Genomic DNA, 18865 nt, shown 5'->3' on the forward strand with positions numbered 1-18865 from the left:
CAATAAACGTATGTCAATTAATTATACATGTTATGAGTTTGAAAAGGGGTTGAACACGGCTTGATCACCAGGCTTGTCATGATCTTTTCTGTCCTCCTTTTATTGAGCGGGTGCGCACAAACTCCGTTTAAAGGAAAAATTGAGAAGGTCGGAATGCTTTTTCCCGATACCATCAGTGACCTGGTATGGGGCACAAAAGGTTACAAAGGTTTATTAGCGATACAATCTGAATTTAACGTTGACGTTTATTATAAAGAAAATATCAGATCTGATGAAGATATTTTAAAAGCGATAGATGATTTGCATAAAAAAGGAGTCAATCTTTTATACGGGCACGGAAATGAATACGAGGAAATCTTCAATATGATCAGCAAGGATTATCCCGATATGGAGTTCGTCGTCGCAAACGGAACGGCGAAAAACGATAATGTCACAAGCGTTCATCTCATGGGAGAAGCGATGGGCTTTTTCGGGGGAATGACGGCTGCCCATATGTCAAAAACCAATGAGGTCGGCGTCATCGCCTCGTTCTTATGGCAGCCTGAAGTAGACGGCTTTATCAAAGGGGCGAAATACGAAAATCCCGATATCACCGTCAATACTGAATTTACGGACCACTGGGATAACGGCAATGAAGCGCTGCATCTTTACGAGAAGTTAAAAGCGGAAGGCACGGATGTTGTGTATCCGGCCGGAGACGGGTATAATGTTCCTGTCATTCAGCAAATCAAAAAAGACGGGCTTTACGCCATCGGCTATGTCGCCGAGCAATCGTATCTCGGCAAAAACACGGTGCTGACAAGCACCGTGCAAAATGTAGACAAAGCTTATACATTAATCGCCGAGCAATATAATAAAGGTACGCTCAAGAGCGGAGATCACAACTTCGATTTCAGGGAAGGAGTCGTTGAAATGGGGACGTTCAGCCCTTTGGTGGACAAAGCCTTTCAAGACAAAATCTCAGACCTTGTAAAAACGTATAACCAAACAAATGAACTGCCGTCAAATGAATAGAGGTGGATACACATGCAGCATGAAAAGTCTCTTGAATTTATGCAGATCGCGATGAAATACCTGCCGGAAGCAAAGGCGGAGCTTGAGAAATCAGGCATTGATCTGTCTATGGAAATGATTCAGCCGTTCATGAACCTGTTTACATCGGTCATGGCGGAAGCGTATGAGCTTGGCAGATCTGATGCCGGGGAGCTGAATAAATAAAGAGAGCCACTTTTTCATGAAGTGGCTTTTCACATGATTTTTTTCTTTATGGCGGACACCATCGGCCCGAGGTCTTTAAATACAGGCTTTAATTGATCCAGGGAGTTCATGATGGAGCCCAGCTGATTCATCACGTGGTTGTAATCGATCTGCTCTTCGTTTTCAGCCTGAGGCTGCTCCGGATTTTCTTCCGGTTCTTTATCCCGCTCCTCGGAGTTGCCGAACATCATCTTAGAGAAAATATCCATAGTAAAGCCTCCTTTCGTCTTCCGTTTATTCTATGAGGATCAAGAGCCGATAGTTTAGACGAATATATTGCCAACAGAAAAAAAATAGGGTAGAATTAGTACCTGATACTAATAATTGATCATAACTAATTAGTTATAAATTCATTATAAAAAGGAGTCTTTCCTATGAAAGCTGGAATTCTTGGTGTCGGCCGTTACATTCCGGAAAAAGTGCTGACAAATCATGATCTTGAACAAATGGTAGATACATCGGACGAGTGGATTCGTACGAGAACAGGTATAGAAGAAAGAAGAATCGCCGCTGAAGATATGTACTCATCCGGCATGGCTGCCGAGGCTGCGCAAAAAGCGCTTGATCAGGCGGGCATTTCCGCTGAGGATCTTGATATGATCCTCGTGGCCACGGTCACTCCCGATCAGTCTTTCCCTACCGTTTCCTGTATGATACAAGAAAAGCTCGGGGCTAAAAAAGCGTGCGCGATGGATATCAGCGCCGCATGTGCGGGATTTATGTACGGTATCGTAACCGCCAAACAATTCATTGAATCACAAACATACAAACATGTCCTCGTCGTCGGCGTTGAAAAGCTTTCAAGCATTACAGACTGGGAAGACCGCAATACGGCTGTTCTGTTCGGAGACGGAGCCGGAGCGGCGGTCATCGGACCGGTCAGCGACGACAGAGGCATACTGTCATTTGAGCTCGGAGCAGACGGTACAGGCGGTCAGCACTTGTACTTAGATGAAAAAGGGCATACAATCATGCATGGAAGAGAAGTATTCAAATTCGCCGTCCGGCAAATGGGTGAATCGAGTGTAAATGTAATTGAAAAAGCCGGCCTCTCCAAAGAGGATGTAGACTTTTTGATTCCCCATCAGGCAAACATCCGCATCATGGAAGCGGCACGGGAGCGTTTGGAGCTTCCGGTTGAAAAGATGTCTAAAACAGTTCATAAATATGGAAACACATCCGCAGCATCCATTCCGATTTCATTAGTAGAGGAACTGGAAGCAGGTAAAATTAAAGACGGCGATGTCATCGTCATGGTCGGTTTCGGCGGAGGATTGACATGGGGCGCCATAGCAATGCGCTGGGGACGATAGAAAAAAGGTGAGGTGCACACAAGATGAGTAAAAAAAGAGTAGTCGTTACAGGGCTTGGAGCCCTGTCTCCGCTTGGCAATGATGCCGAAACAAGCTGGAAAAATGCAATCAGCGGCGTATCCGGAATCGGACCGATCACACGTGTGGAATCGGACGAGTATCCGGCGAAAGTAGCTGCTGAGCTGAAAGATTTCAATGTTGAAAACTACATGGATAAAAAAGAAGCGAGAAAAATGGACCGCTTCACTCAATATGCTGTCGTAGCCGCGAAAATGGCCGTTGAAGATGCCGGTCTGAACATTACAGAAGAGATCGCGCCGAGAGTCGGCGTTTGGGTCGGGTCCGGAATCGGCGGCCTTGAAACGCTTGAATCCCAATTCGAAATCTTCCTGACAAAAGGTCCGAGAAGGGTCAGCCCGTTCTTTGTGCCGATGATGATTCCGGATATGGCGACAGGCCAAATCTCAATCGCTCTCGGAGCAAAAGGAGTCAACTCTTGTACGGTGACGGCATGCGCGACGGGAACGAACTCTATCGGTGACGCGTTTAAAGTCATTCAGCGCGGCGATGCCGATGCGATGATTTCGGGCGGAACGGAAGCGCCGCTGACAAGAATGTCATTTGCGGGCTTCAGCGCAAACAAAGCCCTTTCTACAAATCCTGATCCGAAAACGGCAAGCCGCCCGTTTGATAAAAACCGTGACGGCTTTGTCATGGGAGAAGGCGCGGGGATCGTCGTGCTTGAAGAGCTTGAGCATGCGCTTGCCCGCGGTGCGAAAATCTACGGAGAAATTGTCGGCTACGGCTCAACTGGTGATGCTTACCACATTACCGCGCCTGCCCAAGACGGGGAAGGCGGTGCGAGAGCGATGCAGGAAGCAATCAAAGACGCGGGCATCAAGCCTGAAGAAATTGATTACATCAACGCTCACGGAACAAGCACGTACTACAATGACAAATACGAGACAAAAGCCATTAAGACGGTTTTCGGTGATCATGCGTACAAGCTTGCCGTCAGTTCGACAAAATCAATGACAGGTCATTTGTTAGGCGCTGCCGGAGGAATTGAAGCAATCTTCTCCGTCATGGCGATTAAAGACGGGATCATCCCGCCGACAATTAACATCGAAACACCTGATGAAGAGTGTGATTTAGATTATGTACCGGACAAAGCGCGCGAGCAGGATGTAAACATCGTACTCAGCAACTCGCTCGGATTCGGCGGACATAATGCCACTTTGATCTTTAAAAAATATCAATAATACAGTTTTTGACCGGCTGCCTGAAAAAGGTGGCCGGTTTTTTTGTGCGTGCATATGATAACAACAAGAGGAGGCGAACCGGTATGAGCGTCAAGCTGACATATCAATGGATGGAAAAGGCGGCATCCATCAATGATTTGGCCCCGCACCTTTTGCCGCTTTTTTCAGGGGCCGAAAAGAAAGAATGGAAATCGATACTTGCGGTGCTTCAAAACCACGGCATGTTCCGCCATCTGAAGGACGGTGTCGTGACCAGTAAACGGCTGAAAGAAAGGGGATGCTACAGCCATATCCAAAAGGAGGAAGCTTATTTAAAGGAGAAGTGGAGCGGGCCGGACGTGCCGATCGTTGTTTTGCCCGTCGATGAACGGAACCGGAAAATACGTATGGAATTCGGGTCAAAATCAGGTCTTGCCTTCCGGGACAAAATGTTTCTCTTTTTATCGTCGGATATCTCCAATTCAGCTGTCTCCGCCCTTATGACACATGAATATAATCACGTCTGCCGGTTAGAGCATGTGACAATGGACGAAAAAGATGAGACATTACTTGATACAATCATGATGGAGGGGCTGGCAGAATATGCTGTATATGAGCGCTTCGGCTCAAGTCTTACGGCGGAATGGACGTCCTACTATACGCCTGAGCAGCTTGATTTTCTGTTTGAAAAAAGAGTCAAGCCGAACCTCAGATTAACGAGAGACAACAGGATGTTTTCCCAGCTGTTATACGGAAAAGGATACTTCCCCTCAATGCTTGGGTATGCCGTCGGATTCAATATAGTAAAAAAATATTTAACCGACCATCAAAAAACAGTAAAAGAAGCATTGGCCACACCTTCAAAAACCTTTCTGGAAGCAACGCTTTAAAAGATTAAAAGAATGGAAATTATTTAAGGATATTACATTTATCCTAAAAAATTCTTGCTTTTGTAATAATGATGTAATAATATACAACTATAAAATTTTTCGACTATTCTATATTTTGTGATAGCGAAACGTATGTTTCCCTCTGCTGCAGCGGAATGAGAAAGGGGCGTATCATGAGCACACTATTAGAAGTGAATAATTTAAAGACCTATTTTTTCAGAAAGAAACAGCCGATTCCCGCAGTCGACGGGGTTGATTTTCACATTAACAAAGGCGAAACCGTCGCACTTGTAGGAGAATCCGGCTCGGGCAAAAGCATCACCTCGCTTTCTATTATGGGACTTGTCCAAGGATCGGGCGGAAAAATTATGGACGGCTCGATTAAGCTTGAAGGCAGGGACCTGGCCTCCTTCACAGAAAACGAATATTGCAAAATCCGCGGAAATGACGTCTCTATGATCTTTCAGGAACCCATGACTTCCCTGAACCCGGTGCTGACCATCGGGGAACAAATTACCGAAGTGCTTGAATACCATAAAAAGATGAGTAAAAAAGAAGCGGCCAAAAAGGCCGTTGAGCTTCTTGAGCTCGTCGGATTCTCCAGAGCGGAACAAGTGATGAAAGAATATCCGCACCGTCTGTCCGGAGGGATGAGACAGAGGGTGATGATCGCCATTGCGCTCAGCTGCAATCCGAAACTTTTGATCGCCGATGAACCGACAACGGCGCTTGATGTGACGATACAAGCCCAAGTATTGGAGCTGATGAAAGACCTCTGCAATAAATTCGATACTTCCATTCTGCTTATCACTCACGATTTAGGCGTCGTTTCAGAAGCTGCAGACAGGGTGATTGTAATGTACTGCGGACAAGTCGTAGAGAGCGCGAGTGTGGAAGACTTATTTTTAAACCCTCTCCATCCGTACACGGAAGGGCTGTTAAACTCCATACCGGTGATAGACGGAGAGATTGATACATTAAAAGCGATCAAAGGCAGTGTCCCGACACCGGATAATCTTCCGGAAGGCTGCCGATTCGCCCCGAGGTGTTCAAAAGCGATGGACAAATGCAAAACGGGGCAGCCAGAGCTTGTGACACATGAAAGCGGCCGTTCTGTAAGATGTTTTTTATATGAGGAAGAGGGTGCCCAATCAAAATGACAGCTGTGAGCCAAGAAACGATTTTAGAGCTGAAAGACGTAAAAAAATATTTCCCGATCCGCTCCGGTTTTTTTCAAAGAAAAGTCGGAGACATAAAGGCTGTTGACGGCGTTTCATTCTCACTGAAGCGCGGGGAGACGCTCGGCATCGTCGGTGAATCAGGATGCGGCAAATCAACTGCGGGAAGAACGATGATCCGTCTATACAAGCCGACAGACGGCCGGATTCTTTTTAAAGGTCAGGATATCTCCGGCTTATCTGAAGAAAAGCTGAGAAAAAGCGTCCGGAAAAACATCCAGATGGTCTTCCAAGATCCCTTTGCATCGCTTAATCCGAGAAAAACGCTCCGCTCCATTATTAAAGAACCGTTACAGACTCACCATATGTACAGCATGCGCGAGCGGAACGAGAAAGTGGAGGAGCTGCTGGCGAAAGTCGGTCTTCATCCGAGCTTTGCAAACCGCTATCCGCACGAATTTTCCGGAGGGCAGCGTCAGCGGATCGGGATCGCGCGGGCTTTGACATTGAATCCCGAGCTGATTATCGCGGATGAACCCGTTTCCGCGCTCGATGTCTCCATTCAGGCCCAAGTCATCAATCTGATGGAGGAGCTGCAGGAAGAATTCAATCTGACCTATTTGTTTATTTCTCATGATTTGAGTGTTGTCCGCCATATCAGTGACAGAGTCGGCGTCATGTATCTGGGGAAAATGATGGAGCTGACCGATAAACACGAGCTGTACGACAATCCGCTTCATCCTTATACGCAAGCGCTTTTGTCTTCAGTGCCTGTGACGAGAAAAAAAGACGCCGTCAAGCGGGAACGAATTATCCTGAAAGGAGAACTGCCGAGCCCGGCAAACCCGCCGAAAGGATGCGTGTTCCACACGCGATGCCCGATGGCCAAACCGATCTGCAAGGAACAAGTCCCGGCATTTGAGGAAGCCGCTCCCGGCCATTACGTTTCCTGCCATTTATACGCCTGAAAAGGCAAGCATCGAGAGGGGGTATGCCGGATTACATAACCTGTTTGCCGCATATATATCACAAAGGGGGAATTGATATGAAATTACGTAAAACCGCACTGATGATGCTTAGTGTTTTTATGACGCTCGCCATCTTCCTGTCAGCATGCTCCGGTTCAAAATCCACAAGCACCGAATCCAAACCGGCAGGAAAGCCGCAAAAAGGCGGAGATTTGGTTGTCGGGTCAACTGGGGAACCAACACTTTTTAATCCTCTTTACTCCACTGATGTTGCAAGTTCCGATATTGAAGGAATGATTTACAGCACATTATTAGAAACCGATGAAAAATTGAACGTCAAGCCGTCGCTGGCTGAAAAAGTAACAGAAGCTGACGGGGGATTAACGTATAACGTAAAACTTAAAAAAGGCGTTAAATTCCATGATGGAAAAGAGCTCACAGCCGATGATGTAGTTTTCACCTACAGTATTCCTCTTAACAAAGATTACAACGGTGAGCGGGGCTCAGGTTTTGAGTCACTTAAATCCGTAACGAAAAAAGGAAAATATGAAATTCAGTTTAAAATGAAGAAAAAAGATGCCTATTTCTATAATGTCGTTCTCGACAGTTACGGCATTTTACCTAAACATATTTTGGGTAAGGTTCCGGTTGCCGACCTGGGAGAGAATGAATTTAACCGTAAAAATCCAATCGGCTCCGGTCCGTTTAAGTTTGCTGAGTGGAAAAAGGGCGAGTATGTCAAACTGAAAGCAAACGATGATTACTTTGGAGGCAGACCTTATCTCGATACAGTGACAGTGAAAACAATTCCTGATTCTAACGCTGCCGTGGCCCAGTTAAAAGCGGGAGATATTGATTTCTTCGTTGTGCCTGGCACTGATTTTGATTCGGTTAAAACGTTTGGAAATGTGAAGGTCAAATCTGACCTTGGTTTAAACTACAGCTATATCGGCTGGAATGAGAAAAAAGAGCTCTTTAAGGATAAAAAAGTGCGCCAGGCATTGACTTACGCTCTTGACAGGCAGGCAATGGTGGATCAAGTGCTGAATGGAGACGGCAAGGTAGCGAATGTTCCTGAGAGTCCGCTGTCATGGAATTATCCGAAGTCTAAAGTGCCGACATTTGATTATAATCCGAAAAAAGCAAAACAGCTGTTAAAAGAAGCCGGATGGGAAGATCATGACGGTGACGGCTACCTTGACAAAGATGGGAAAAAATTCTCTTTTGAAATTAAAACGAATCAAGGCAATAAAATTCGCGAAGATTTAGCAGTTGTCGTTCAGCAGCAATTAAAAGAAGTGGGAATTGAGGCTAAGCCGCGGATTGTTGAATTCAGTGCGTTAATTGAACAGACCAGTGCCCCTAATTGGGATTATGACGCACTTCTTCTCGGATGGAGTCTTGCAACGTTCCCGGATCAGTTCTCCATCTTCCATTCAAGCCAATCTAAAAACGGGCTGAATAATATCTGGTATAAAAATCCGAAAGTCGATAAGCTTCTTGAAGAGGCGAAGTCAATTACCGACAGAAAAGAATACCAAAAGAAATATGAAGAGATTTACAAATTGATTGCGGAAGATCAGCCGTACAGCTTCTTATTCTATTACAATTATCACAGAGCGATGCCGAATAATTTACAAGGCTATGTATTCCACCCTAAAAATGACTTGTACAATATTGAAAAATGGTGGCTGGACCAAAAATAGCAGAAGCCCTTGAGAGGGAAGGAAGTTCCTTTCCTCTCTTATCCTATTTAAAAAGGGGACAAGAACATGGTTACATATATTTTACGGCGAACATTAATGTCCTTGCCGATTCTCTTAGGCATTACGATTTTATCATTTGCCATCATGAAAGCAGCGCCCGGAGATCCGATGTCACTTATGATGGACCCTACAATCAGTCAAGCGGACAGGGCGAAATTCATTGAAAAATACGGGTTGAACGATCCGGAACCCGTTCAATATGTGAAATGGCTGGGGAATATGCTCCAAGGGGATTTCGGGACTTCTATCGTAAAGAAAGGCACTCCTGTTTCTGAACTTATCTTATCCCGCTTACCGAATACGATTGTGCTTATGCTTTTTTCAACCCTTGTCGCTCTTCTTATCTCTATTCCATTTGGTGTTCTGTCGGCGAAACGGCCTTATTCAAAATTGGATTATGGGATAACTGTTACTTCATTTTTAGGGCTTGCCATTCCGAATTTTTGGTTCGGTTTGATTTTAATCATGGTCTTATCTGTAAATCTGGGATGGTTTCCCACTGGCGGAGTAGGCACTTTAAATGCTGACTTCAACATATTTGACCGTTTGCATCACTTAATTCTGCCTGCTTTTGTGCTCGCCACGGCAGACATGGCTGGAATAACGAGATATACAAGATCCAGTATGCTTGATGTGTTAAAGCAGGATTATATACGTACGGCGCGTGCGAAAGGATTTCGGGATAATAAAGTGATTTTTAAACACGGTTTGAGAAACGGACTTCTTCCGGTTATCACTATTTTTGGTCTGATGATACCGTCATTTATCGGGGGAGCGGTAGTGGTAGAACAGATTTTTACTTGGCCGGGTCTCGGCAAATTGTTTATTGATTCAGCCTTTTCACGAGATTATCCGGTTATCATGGCCATGACGGTCATTTCAGCTGTTTTGGTTGTGGTGGGGAATTTAATTGCAGACATCTTATATGCGTTGGTTGATCCCCGCATTGAATATTAACAAAGAGAGGTGAGAGATCAAATGTTACAGCCAAATACCGGCACACCCCCCAGTGAAATAAAATTAAAGGAAAATATTCAATCCAAACCGGAAACAATGACTAAGATTTTTTTCGAAAAGTTCTTTCAAAATAAACTTGCTGTCATCGGAGCCGTTATATTAACCATCATCATCTTGTCTGCCTTATTCGCTTCGGTAATCGCTCCTTACTCTCCAGAGAGTCAATCTCTTATCAACCGTTTGAAACCGCCGAGTTTAAAACATCTAATGGGAACTGATAAATTCGGAAGAGATATCTTTACGAGGGTTCTGTACGGGGCGCGGGTTTCCTTGCTTGTCGGATTCGCTTCTGTGATCGGTGCGATTACTATCGGGACAGTTGTCGGAGCTGTTGCCGGATATTTTAAGGGGATTGTCGATGCCATTCTCATGAGAACTGTTGATATCGTACTATCTATACCTGATATATTTTTGCTTATTACACTTGTTACGATTTTTCAGCCCGGAATGGATAAATTAATTTTAATTTTCTCCCTTACAGGCTGGACAACAACAGCGCGCCTTGTCCGGGGGGAGTTTTTATCGCTTCGTTCCAGAGAGTTTGTACTGGCTGCAAAGACGATCGGTACAAAAAATCATCATATCATTTTTTCTCATATATTGCCGAATGCGCTGGGACCGATAATTGTCTCAGCCACATTAAAAGTGGGAACGGTTATTTTGGCAGAGTCTACATTAAGTTACCTCGGTTTCGGGATACAGCCTCCGATCGCAAGCTGGGGCAATATGCTTCAGGATGCGCAAAACTTTACGCTTATGATTCAAGCTTGGTGGTACCCGTTATTCCCGGGATTGCTGATCCTTCTTACCGTATTGTGCTTCAACTTTGTCGGAGACGGGCTGCGTGATGCGCTTGATCCGAAAAATGTGAAATGATCTCCCGGACGAAACGGGAGATTTTTTTGTTGCGTTACAGGCAGAAATCCAGTCCTGTATTGCGGAAATCTCATATCGAAATGGAATAATTTATCTTTCCCTTGCCTATACTGTGGACAACAGTTTTTATAAAGTGAGGGGTCGAATATGTTATTTCTTCATGATGTGTGGGTCAATTGGTTTGAAGGGGAAGAGAATGGCTACAATGTCTGCCATTTTCACGAATGGCGGAAGGAAGACACGGTTGAGCTTTTGGATCAGACGCCGCTGCTCAGAGTGCCGTCAGTATTATTTCATTACATAGAAAACGACTTATCAGAGCTTCCGAAAGAGCTGCTTGATCAAGTGCATCAAAAGTCATACGTGCGAAAAAATCATGAGCGGACGAAGCTTGAGTACTGTTTTGTCGTGACAGACGGGATCGGCATCATTGCCGTGGATACGATCGGATATACCATCCCGGTCAGAAAGAGCCGCCTGATTCCGAGACAGGAGCAGCTTGTTTATGAAATGGTCAAGGATGTAGAGCCGGAATCGTTTCAATTTGAGCCGGCGCAATTGGAGTCTTCAAAGGAATATCACATTTTATCACTGGCGCCGGAGCATGTCAGAGGCCTGACGAGAAAAGAACGGCAGATCAAGCAGCTGATGTTTATGGCGCTTGATCAGCTGAAAGGGCTGAAAAACCGCGCGGAGATTGTGTATTGGTATACGGAATGGAATCCGCATATGTACGAGCAGATCAAACGGATGAGCTTTGAGGAGATTTGGGACATGCTTTACAATGAAACAATTGAAGGCTGGTCAGACAAGCATCTCGCGTTCTGTGAGAATTTGATTAAAGGACAGCCGTTTTTCGAAAAGCTTTGGGAAATGGAACAGGAATCAAAAGTGAACTAAAAAAAAGAGGCGGGGGTTATCCCGCCTCTTTTCTTTATCTTCTTTTCCGCCCGAGACCCATGGCGTTTTCCATTTTTTTCACCATTTTGCCGGCCGTTTTGTTAGCGCGCGCCGCTCCTTCGTCGAGAATGCGGTCAAGCTCGTCGCTCTCAATTAATTCACGATAGCGCTCTTGGATCGGTGTCAGTGCGCCGATAACGACTTCGGCTAAATCGCTTTTGAATTCACCGTACCCTTTTCCTTCATATTTGGCCTCTAATTCTTCAATTGATGTGTTTCCTAAAATAGAATAGATCGTCAAAAGATTAGAGACGCCCGGTTTGTTTTCTTTATCATACTTTACAATGCCTTCGGAATCAGTGACAGCGCTCTTGATTTTCTTTTCGAGCTGCTTTGGCTCATCAAGCAGCGTGATGTATGCTTTCTGGTTCGGATCTGATTTGCTCATTTTTTTGAGCGGATCAGCCAGTGACATGATGCGCGCGCCTGATTCAGGGATTTTCACCTCAGGAATCGTGAAGATGTCATTGTATTTTTTATTGAAGCGTTCCGCCAGGTTGCGGGTCAGTTCAAGATGCTGTTTTTGGTCTTCTCCGACGGGAACAAGATCCGTTCCGTACAGTAAAATATCACCGGCCATCAGCGGCGGGTATGTTAGCAGTCCTGATACGACGGCTTCTTTGCCCTTTGACTTATCTTTAAATTGCGTCATCCGCTCAAGCTCGCCGATATATGCGACGCATTGGAGCATCCACCCCGCTTGGGCATGAGCGGGAACCTCTGACTGGATAAAGAGGGTCGCTTTCTCGGGATCAAGCCCGACGGCCACGTATAGAGCCGCGAGATTGCGGATGTTCTTCCGCAGCTCAAGCCGATCCTGCGGAACCGTGATCGCATGCTGATCGACGATACAGAAGTATCCGTTGTAGTCATGCTGCAAATCGACAAATTGCTTCATCGCGCCGATGTAGTTGCCGAGGGTAACGGAACCGCTCGGCTGAATGCCTGAAAAAATCGTTTTCTTCATAGAACTTACCTCATTTCTTAAAACATAATAAAAAAAGCCCATTCTTCCCGTAGAAAAAAGGGACGAATGAACCGTGGTGCCACCCTGATTATTCCATTAAAATGGAATCGCTCGAGACGTTGGTAACGGAGGCTGCTCCGGCTGGGCCTACTTATGTTCGGTCAGCTGCTCAGAAGTCCATTCCGCATGGTCCGTTACCTGCTCCCAGCACCGCAGGCTCTCTTCAAACGGGTTAACATGTGTACTACTCTTCATCATAGCAATCACAATAAAATGTATTTGATTGATCTATTATAAATCAATTATAGCCAAATGTCATCAGGAGAATACAAGCGTATTTCCAATTTGCTTACGGCCTGGAAATACCCGAAAAGAACTGAAAATGCCTAAATGATAACGCATATCAACATTTCGTATAACGAATATTATATGTAAAAAGCAATATGAACTGGAAATTACAATGAAAAAATTTAGTTAGGTTACGCTTTAAACAATAGAAGTGTATCACCTTATTGACAGAAAAACTGACCAAATTTAAATATTTTAAATTGAGAAAATAGTATTGCAATAAATTATTCATTTCATTATAATGAACTTGTTCACTCTATTGTTACAGCTTCTTTACATAAAATAATCAGAAAAGACGGAACACAATTAAAGTTTAGAAAAATATTAAGTTATTTTGTCTGATATTTCTGAGTATTTAGTAGTAAAGGCTGAAAAATTTGATTAGGGGGTTAGTGCATGAAAAAGCGTTGGTCTATTGTAGGTTTGATGCTTATCTTCTCGCTTGTGTTAAGTGCGTGCGGCGGATTCAGCGGCGGATCAGGCGATGGTAAAAAAGACACCAAAGGACAGACTTCACTTAATATCAATATTAAAACCGAGCCGTTCTCACTGCATCCGGGTTTAGCGAATGATTCTGTTTCGGGAGGCGTAATCCGCCAGACCTTTGAAGGGTTGACACGCGTAAACTCCAAAGGTGAGCCTGAAGAAGGAACTGCATCTAAAATTGAAACAAGCAAAGACGGAAAGACCTATACATTTACGATTCGTGACGGTGCGAAATGGTCTAACGGCGATCCCGTGACTGCGCAGGATTTTGAATATGCATGGAAATGGGCGCTTGACCCGAACAACGAATCACAATACGCTTATCAGCTCTACTACATCAAAGGCGCTGAAGCTGCCAATACAGGTAAAGGAAAGCTTGATGACGTAGGCGTAAAAGCCGTAAACGACAAAACATTAAAAGTTGAACTGAATAACCCGACACCTTACTTCCTGCAATTAACTTCATTCTATACGTATATGCCGATCAACAAGAAAATTGCGGAAAAACATAAAAACTGGAACACAAACGCGGGCGACAATTATGTGTCAAACGGGCCGTTCAAAATGACAGCTTGGAAACACAGCGGTTCCATCACGCTCGAAAAGAACGATCAATATTGGGATAAAGATTCTGTGAAATTGAAGAAAATCAACATGGTGATGATTAACAATAACAACACCGAACTGAAAAAATTCCAGGCGGGCGAACTTAACTGGGCAGGAATGCCGCTCGGTCAGCTTCCGACTGAATCTCTGCCGACATTGAAAAAAGACGGATCTCTTCACGTTGAACCGATCGCAGGCGTGTATTGGTACAAATTCAACACAGAAGCGAAGCCGCTTAACAATGTGAACATCCGTAAAGCCCTTGCTTATGCAATCGACCGCTCGTCAATCGTGAAAAATGTGACGCAGGGCGAACAAATCCCGGCCATGGCTGCAGTACCGCCGTCAATGAAGGGATTCAAGGATAACACAAAAGGTTATTTCAAAGACAATGACGTCAAAACAGCAAAAGAATTCTTAAATAAAGGACTGAAGGAATTAGGCGTCAAGAGTGCCTCTGACCTTCCGGCAATCAAACTTTCCTTCAATACGGACGATGCGCATGCGAAAATCGCGCAGGCCGTACAGGAAATGTGGAAAAAGAACTTGGGTGTCAAAGTGGAGCTTGATAACTCAGAATGGAATGTGTACATCGACAAGCTGCACAGCCAGGATTACCAAATCGGACGTATGGGCTGGCTCGGCGATTTCAATGACGCGATCAACTTCCTTGAATTGTTCCGCGATAAAGAAGGCGGAAACAATGATACCGGATGGGAAGACCCTGAGTTTAAAAAGCTGCTGAATCAGTCTCAGCTTGAAACGGATCCGGATAAACGTATCGCAGAGCTGAAAAAAGCAGAAAAAATCTTTATTGACGCAATGCCGGTCGCGCCAGTTTATTTCTATACAGATACTTGGGTGCAGGATAAAAACCTCAAAAATGTGATCATAACCGGAACAGGTGAAGTTTACTTCAGAAACGCTTCTTTTGAATAAAAGGCAGTTCTGAAAACAAAAGACCCAAGGTATATGGGGAGGATGTCCCCATATACCTTTCTTACTGATAAAGTATAAAATTGTAAAAAACATGGAGGTGTTCACCTTGCTGAAATATATCGGTAAACGATTCATTTACATGATCATCACGCTGTTTGTGATTGTGACCGCCACTTTCTTCTTAATGCAGGCAGCGCCGGGCGGACCATTTTCCGGCGAAAGAAAGCTGCCGCCTGAAATTGAGGCAAACTTAAACGAACACTATGGTCTGGACAAGCCTCTTTTCGTTCAATATGTCAGCTACTTAAAATCTGTGGCGCTGTGGGACTTCGGACCTTCTTTTAAATATAAAGGCCAAAGTGTTAATGATTTAATCAACTCAGGCTTCCCCGTCTCATTCACTCTCGGTGCAGAAGCTATTCTCCTCGCTTTAGCGTTTGGTGTGCTTTTCGGGGTGCTGGCTGCCCTGTACCATAATAAATGGCAGGATTATACCATTGCGATCTTAACGATCTTTGGGATCTCAGTTCCGAGCTTTATATTGGCGACGATTTTGCAATATATTTTCTCAATTAAATTAGAACTGTTCCCGGTCGCGGGGTGGGAATCCTGGGCATACACCTTTCTGCCCTCCATTGCGCTCGCTTCCATGCCGATGGCGTTCATTGCCAGACTCTCCCGTTCAAGCATGATTGAAGTGTTAAACAGCGATTACATACGGACTGCAAAAGCAAAAGGACTTTCCCGTCCGTCAGTCACCGTGCGCCATGCGCTTCGAAACGCGCTTTTGCCCGTCGTGACATATATGGGGCCGATGGCGGCATCCATTTTAACTGGAAGTTTCATCATTGAATCTATTTTCGGAATTCCCGGTTTAGGGGCGCATTTTGTAAACAGTATTACAAACCGTGATTATACCGTCATTATGGGAGTTACCGTGTTCTTCAGCGTAATCCTTCTTTTTTGCGTGTTAATTGTAGACGTGCTGTACGGATTAATCGATCCGAGAATCAAGCTTTCTAAAGCAAAGAAAGGAGCCTAGACCATGCAGAACATTCCTAAAAATATGTTTGAACCAGCTTCAGCTAATGCCGGCGATGCCGAAAAAATAAGTAAAAAAAGCCTTTCCCTCTGGAAAGACGCCATGCTCCGCTTCCGCAGCAATAAGCTTGCGATGGTCGGGTTTATACTGATCGTTCTTATTATTCTTATGGCGATTTTTGCACCTGTCTTTTCAAGATATGATTATGCGACTACCAATCTATTAAATGCCGATAAAGCACCGTCGAAAGATCATTGGTTCGGCACAGATGACCTTGGAAGGGACATATTCGTCCGGACATGGGTAGGCGCGCGGATTTCCATCTTTATCGGTGTAGCCGCTGCCGTGCTTGATTTATTAATCGGCGTAATCTGGGGCAGCATTTCCGGATTCCGCGGCGGACGCACAGATGAAGTGATGATGCGCATCGCTGACATTCTGTGGGCTGTTCCTTCATTATTAATGGTTATTTTGCTTATGGTCGTCCTGCCGAAAGGATTGCTGACCATTATCGTCGCGATGACGATCACGGGCTGGATCAACATGGCGAGAATCGTCCGCGGACAGGTGCTGCAATTAAAGAATCAGGAGTATGTGCTTGCTTCACAGACACTCGGCGCTAAAACCGGCCGGCTTTTGTTTAAGCATATCGTCCCGAACGCGATGGGATCTATCCTCGTAACGATGACACTGACGGTTCCGACGGCGATTTTTACAGAAGCGTTTTTAAGTTATTTGGGGCTCGGCGTACCTGCGCCGCTTGCGAGCTGGGGAACGATGGCCTCAGACGGATTGCCTGCATTAACCTATTACCCTTGGCGTCTGTTCTTCCCTGCCGGTTTTATCTGCCTGGCGATGTTCGGCTTTAACGTTGTCGGCGACGGGTTAAGAGACGCGCTGGATCCTAAGTTACGCAAATAAGGAGTGATATGAGTGACACGCTTGCTAGAAGTAAAAGACTTAGCCATTTCATTTAAAACATACGGCGGAGAGGTACAGGCAATCCGCGGCGTGAATTTCCATTTGAATAAAGGAGAGACGCTGGCGATCGTAGGAGAGTCAGGTTCCGGAAAAAGTGTGACCTCCCAAGCAATTATGAAGCTGATCCCGATGCCGCCGGGCTATTTTAAAAGAGGACAGATTCTTTTTGACGGGCGCGATATCGTACCGATGTCCGAAAAAGAAATGCAGGCCATCAGAGGAAAGGAAATCGGAATGATTTTCCAAGACCCGATGACCTCTCTGAACCCGACAATGAAAGTCGGCAAACAAATTACGGAAGTGCTTTTCAAACATGAAAAAATCTCAAAAGAAGCGGCTAAAAAACGCGCCGTAGAACTGCTTGATCTCGTCGGAATTCCGATGCCTGAAAAACGGATCGGCCAATTCCCGCACGAATTTTCAGGCGGTATGAGACAGCGTGTCGTCATCGCGATGGCGCTCGCGGCAAATCCGAAACTGTTAATTGCCGATGAACCGACAACAGCTCTTGATGTGACGATTCAGGCTCAGATCCTTGAGCTGATGAAAGATCTCCAAAAGAAAATTGATACATCCATCATTTTTATTACGCACGATCTCGGCGTTGTCGCCAATGTCGCTGACCGGGTCGCCGTCATGTATGCGGGTCAGGTGGTCGAATCGGGCACGGTGGATGAAATCTTTTATGATCCGCGCCATCCGTATACATGGGGGCTGCTCGCCTCAATGCCGAGCCTGGACAGCACCGACCAGGAAAAACTGACGGCCATTCCAGGTACGCCGCCTGATCTGACGAATCCTCCGAAAGGGGACGCATTTGCGCTTCGCAGTTCATATGCGATGAAGATTGATTTTGAACAGGAACCGCCGATGTATAAAGTGTCTGATACGCATTTTGTGAAATCATGGCTTCTGCATCCTGATGCGCCTAAGGTCGAGCCGCCTGAAGCGGTGAAGGCTAAAATCCGTCAGCTGCCGAATACGTATCAGCAGCCTGTTTTAATGAAGGAAGGTGAAAAAAATGACTGAGAAACTGCTCGAAATCAAACATTTAAAACAGCATTTTTTTACGCCGAAAGGAACAGTAAAAGCCGTAGATGATTTGTCATTTGATATTTATAAAGGTGAAACGCTCGGCCTTGTCGGGGAATCTGGCTGCGGTAAATCAACGACGGGCCGCAGTATTATCCGGCTGTATGAGGCAACCGGCGGTGAAGTTCTCTTTAACGGAGAAAATGTCCACGGAAAAAAATCCCGCAAGAAACTGCTGGAGTTTAACCGGAAAATGCAGATGATTTTCCAGGACCCGTACGCTTCTTTAAATCCGAGAATGACAGTCGCCGACATTATTGCCGAGGGGATAGATATTCACCGTCTGGCAAAAACGAAAAAAGAGCGGATGCAGCGGGTTCACGAACTGCTGGAAACGGTCGGTTTAAATAAAGAACACGCCAACCGCTATCCGCATGAATTTTCGGGCGGACAGCGCCAGCGTATCGGAATCGCCAGAGCTTTGGCGGTTGATCCGGAGTTTATCATTGCGGACGAACCGATTTCGGCGCTTGACGTTTCCATTCAGGCACAGGTCGTCAATTTAATGAAAGAATTGCAGAAAGAAAAAGGACTCACTTACCTGTTTATCGCCCATGATCTATCAATGGTCAAATACATCAGCGACCGCATCGGCGTTATGTATTTCGGGAAACTGGTGGAGCTTGCGCCGGCGGATGAGCTTTACGAAAACCCGCTTCACCCTTACACGAAATCATTGCTGTCCGCCATCCCGCTCCCTGATCCGGACTATGAAAGAAATCGCACGCGAAAGAAGTACGACCCGTCAATCCATCAGCTCCAAAACGGAGAAAAGATGGAATTTCGTGAAGTCAAACCGGGACACTTTGTCATGTGCACTGAAGCTGAATTTAAAACCTATCAATAAAAGTATCATCCTTCAAGACTTAGTCTTGGAGGATTTTTTTTGCGCACATCCAAGTTTATTAAGGCTGCTCCCGTTTTCCTATAATGGAAAA

General features: G+C 45.3%; 18 protein-coding genes and 1 other annotated feature. Of the genes, 16 read left to right on the plus strand and 2 right to left on the minus strand.

The annotated features are described in order from the left end of the window. Positions 1-60 precede the first annotated feature (60 nt). Positions 61-1014 carry a BMP family ABC transporter substrate-binding protein gene (locus tag MHH91_RS05845; protein ID WP_013351813.1) on the plus strand — a complete coding sequence of 318 codons (954 nt, stop codon included), beginning with the start codon at positions 61-63 and terminating at the stop codon, positions 1012-1014. Positions 1015-1026: 12 nt separating this feature from the next. Further along, positions 1027-1218, plus strand: a complete 192-nt coding sequence (locus MHH91_RS05850) for a ComZ family protein (RefSeq protein ID WP_013351814.1) — start codon at positions 1027-1029, stop codon at positions 1216-1218. Between the two features lie 29 nt (positions 1219-1247). On the opposite strand, the gene MHH91_RS05855 is transcribed toward MHH91_RS05850, so the two are convergent. Then, on the minus strand, positions 1248-1466 hold the full coding sequence (locus MHH91_RS05855; protein WP_013351815.1) for a hypothetical protein: 219 nt from the start codon (positions 1464-1466) through the stop codon (positions 1248-1250). A 165-nt stretch (positions 1467-1631) separates the two neighbouring features. Here MHH91_RS05855 and MHH91_RS05860 point away from each other — a divergent pair, with 165 nt between their 5' ends. The 9 genes from MHH91_RS05860 (at position 1632) to MHH91_RS05900 (ending at position 11406) form a co-directional block, all read left to right on the plus strand. Then, positions 1632-2570 (plus strand): beta-ketoacyl-ACP synthase III, encoded by a 939-nt coding sequence (locus MHH91_RS05860; RefSeq protein ID WP_013351816.1) that lies wholly within the window; start codon positions 1632-1634, stop codon positions 2568-2570. A gap of 23 nt (positions 2571-2593) precedes the next feature. Then, positions 2594-3832, plus strand: coding sequence for a beta-ketoacyl-ACP synthase II (fabF, locus tag MHH91_RS05865; protein WP_013351817.1), 1239 nt, complete (start codon positions 2594-2596; stop codon positions 3830-3832). Between the two features lie 83 nt (positions 3833-3915). Then, complete coding sequence (locus MHH91_RS05870) at positions 3916-4701, plus strand: DUF2268 domain-containing protein (protein WP_014470617.1); 786 nt, start codon at positions 3916-3918, stop codon at positions 4699-4701. Positions 4702-4874: 173 nt separating this feature from the next. Beyond that, a complete protein-coding gene (locus MHH91_RS05875; protein ID WP_014470616.1) occupies positions 4875-5861 on the plus strand; it encodes an ABC transporter ATP-binding protein in 987 nt (328 codons plus the stop codon). Continuing rightward, the gene (locus MHH91_RS05880) at positions 5858-6847 is read left to right on the plus strand and encodes an ABC transporter ATP-binding protein (protein ID WP_014470615.1); all 990 of its coding nucleotides are present in this window, start codon (positions 5858-5860) and stop codon (positions 6845-6847) included. Before MHH91_RS05875 ends, MHH91_RS05880 begins: the two co-directional genes overlap by 4 nt. 77 nt (positions 6848-6924) lie before the next feature. Further along, positions 6925-8553, plus strand: coding sequence for a peptide-binding protein (locus tag MHH91_RS05885; protein ID WP_014470614.1), 1629 nt, complete (start codon positions 6925-6927; stop codon positions 8551-8553). A 66-nt stretch (positions 8554-8619) separates the two neighbouring features. Then, on the plus strand, positions 8620-9570 hold the full coding sequence (locus MHH91_RS05890; RefSeq protein WP_013351822.1) for an ABC transporter permease: 951 nt from the start codon (positions 8620-8622) through the stop codon (positions 9568-9570). 21 nt (positions 9571-9591) lie between these two features. After that, on the plus strand, positions 9592-10506 hold the full coding sequence (opp4C, locus tag MHH91_RS05895; protein WP_013351823.1) for an oligopeptide ABC transporter permease: 915 nt from the start codon (positions 9592-9594) through the stop codon (positions 10504-10506). Positions 10507-10653: 147 nt separating this feature from the next. Then, entirely contained in the window at positions 10654-11406 is a 753-nt protein-coding gene (locus MHH91_RS05900) for a YjbA family protein (protein WP_007409116.1), read from the plus strand. Between the two features lie 34 nt (positions 11407-11440). On the opposite strand, the gene trpS is transcribed toward MHH91_RS05900, so the two are convergent. Continuing rightward, positions 11441-12433 carry a tryptophan--tRNA ligase gene (gene trpS / locus MHH91_RS05905; protein WP_012117281.1) on the minus strand — a complete coding sequence of 331 codons (993 nt, stop codon included), beginning with the start codon at positions 12431-12433 and terminating at the stop codon, positions 11441-11443. Between the two features lie 55 nt (positions 12434-12488). Next, positions 12489-12700: a binding site (T-box leader), on the minus strand. A gap of 477 nt (positions 12701-13177) precedes the next feature. On the opposite strand from trpS, the gene MHH91_RS05910 reads away from it, so the two are divergent. From MHH91_RS05910 to oppF, 5 genes are all read left to right on the plus strand, one after another. Next, positions 13178-14812: a peptide ABC transporter substrate-binding protein gene (locus MHH91_RS05910; RefSeq protein ID WP_013351824.1), complete on the plus strand. Its 1635-nt coding sequence runs from the start codon at positions 13178-13180 to the stop codon at positions 14810-14812. A 106-nt stretch (positions 14813-14918) separates the two neighbouring features. Continuing rightward, the gene (locus MHH91_RS05915) at positions 14919-15854 is read left to right on the plus strand and encodes an ABC transporter permease (protein ID WP_013351825.1); all 936 of its coding nucleotides are present in this window, start codon (positions 14919-14921) and stop codon (positions 15852-15854) included. Between the two features lie 3 nt (positions 15855-15857). Continuing rightward, on the plus strand, positions 15858-16775 hold the full coding sequence (gene oppC / locus MHH91_RS05920) for an oligopeptide ABC transporter permease OppC (RefSeq protein ID WP_013351826.1): 918 nt from the start codon (positions 15858-15860) through the stop codon (positions 16773-16775). Between the two features lie 12 nt (positions 16776-16787). Then, positions 16788-17864: an ABC transporter ATP-binding protein gene (locus MHH91_RS05925; protein WP_013351827.1), complete on the plus strand. Its 1077-nt coding sequence runs from the start codon at positions 16788-16790 to the stop codon at positions 17862-17864. Continuing rightward, positions 17857-18774, plus strand: coding sequence for an oligopeptide ABC transporter ATP-binding protein OppF (gene oppF, locus MHH91_RS05930; RefSeq protein ID WP_014470613.1), 918 nt, complete (start codon positions 17857-17859; stop codon positions 18772-18774). Before MHH91_RS05925 ends, oppF begins: the two co-directional genes overlap by 8 nt. Positions 18775-18865: the final 91 nt, after the last annotated feature.

It is taken from the genome of Bacillus sp. FSL K6-2819, assembly GCF_038008305.1.
In the GTDB taxonomy this organism is placed as follows: Bacteria; Bacillota; Bacilli; order Bacillales; family Bacillaceae; genus Bacillus; species Bacillus amyloliquefaciens.

Excerpts from the sequence above, each read along its gene's own strand:
- MHH91_RS05850 (WP_013351814.1), top strand. The coding sequence starts at position 1,027 with ATGCAGCATGAAAAGTCTCTTGAATTTATGCAGATCGCGATGAAATAC.
- MHH91_RS05855 (WP_013351815.1), bottom strand. The coding sequence starts at position 1,466 with ATGGATATTTTCTCTAAGATGATGTTCGGCAACTCCGAGGAGCGGGAT.
- MHH91_RS05860 (WP_013351816.1), top strand. The coding sequence starts at position 1,632 with ATGAAAGCTGGAATTCTTGGTGTCGGCCGTTACATTCCGGAAAAAGTG.
- fabF (WP_013351817.1), top strand. The coding sequence starts at position 2,594 with ATGAGTAAAAAAAGAGTAGTCGTTACAGGGCTTGGAGCCCTGTCTCCG.
- MHH91_RS05870 (WP_014470617.1), top strand. The coding sequence starts at position 3,916 with ATGAGCGTCAAGCTGACATATCAATGGATGGAAAAGGCGGCATCCATC.
- MHH91_RS05875 (WP_014470616.1), top strand. The coding sequence starts at position 4,875 with ATGAGCACACTATTAGAAGTGAATAATTTAAAGACCTATTTTTTCAGA.
- MHH91_RS05880 (WP_014470615.1), top strand. The coding sequence starts at position 5,858 with ATGACAGCTGTGAGCCAAGAAACGATTTTAGAGCTGAAAGACGTAAAA.
- MHH91_RS05885 (WP_014470614.1), top strand. The coding sequence starts at position 6,925 with ATGAAATTACGTAAAACCGCACTGATGATGCTTAGTGTTTTTATGACG.
- MHH91_RS05890 (WP_013351822.1), top strand. The coding sequence starts at position 8,620 with ATGGTTACATATATTTTACGGCGAACATTAATGTCCTTGCCGATTCTC.
- opp4C (WP_013351823.1), top strand. The coding sequence starts at position 9,592 with ATGTTACAGCCAAATACCGGCACACCCCCCAGTGAAATAAAATTAAAG.
- MHH91_RS05900 (WP_007409116.1), top strand. The coding sequence starts at position 10,654 with ATGTTATTTCTTCATGATGTGTGGGTCAATTGGTTTGAAGGGGAAGAG.
- trpS (WP_012117281.1), bottom strand. The coding sequence starts at position 12,433 with ATGAAGAAAACGATTTTTTCAGGCATTCAGCCGAGCGGTTCCGTTACC.
- MHH91_RS05910 (WP_013351824.1), top strand. The coding sequence starts at position 13,178 with ATGAAAAAGCGTTGGTCTATTGTAGGTTTGATGCTTATCTTCTCGCTT.
- oppC (WP_013351826.1), top strand. The coding sequence starts at position 15,858 with ATGCAGAACATTCCTAAAAATATGTTTGAACCAGCTTCAGCTAATGCC.
- oppF (WP_014470613.1), top strand. The coding sequence starts at position 17,857 with ATGACTGAGAAACTGCTCGAAATCAAACATTTAAAACAGCATTTTTTT.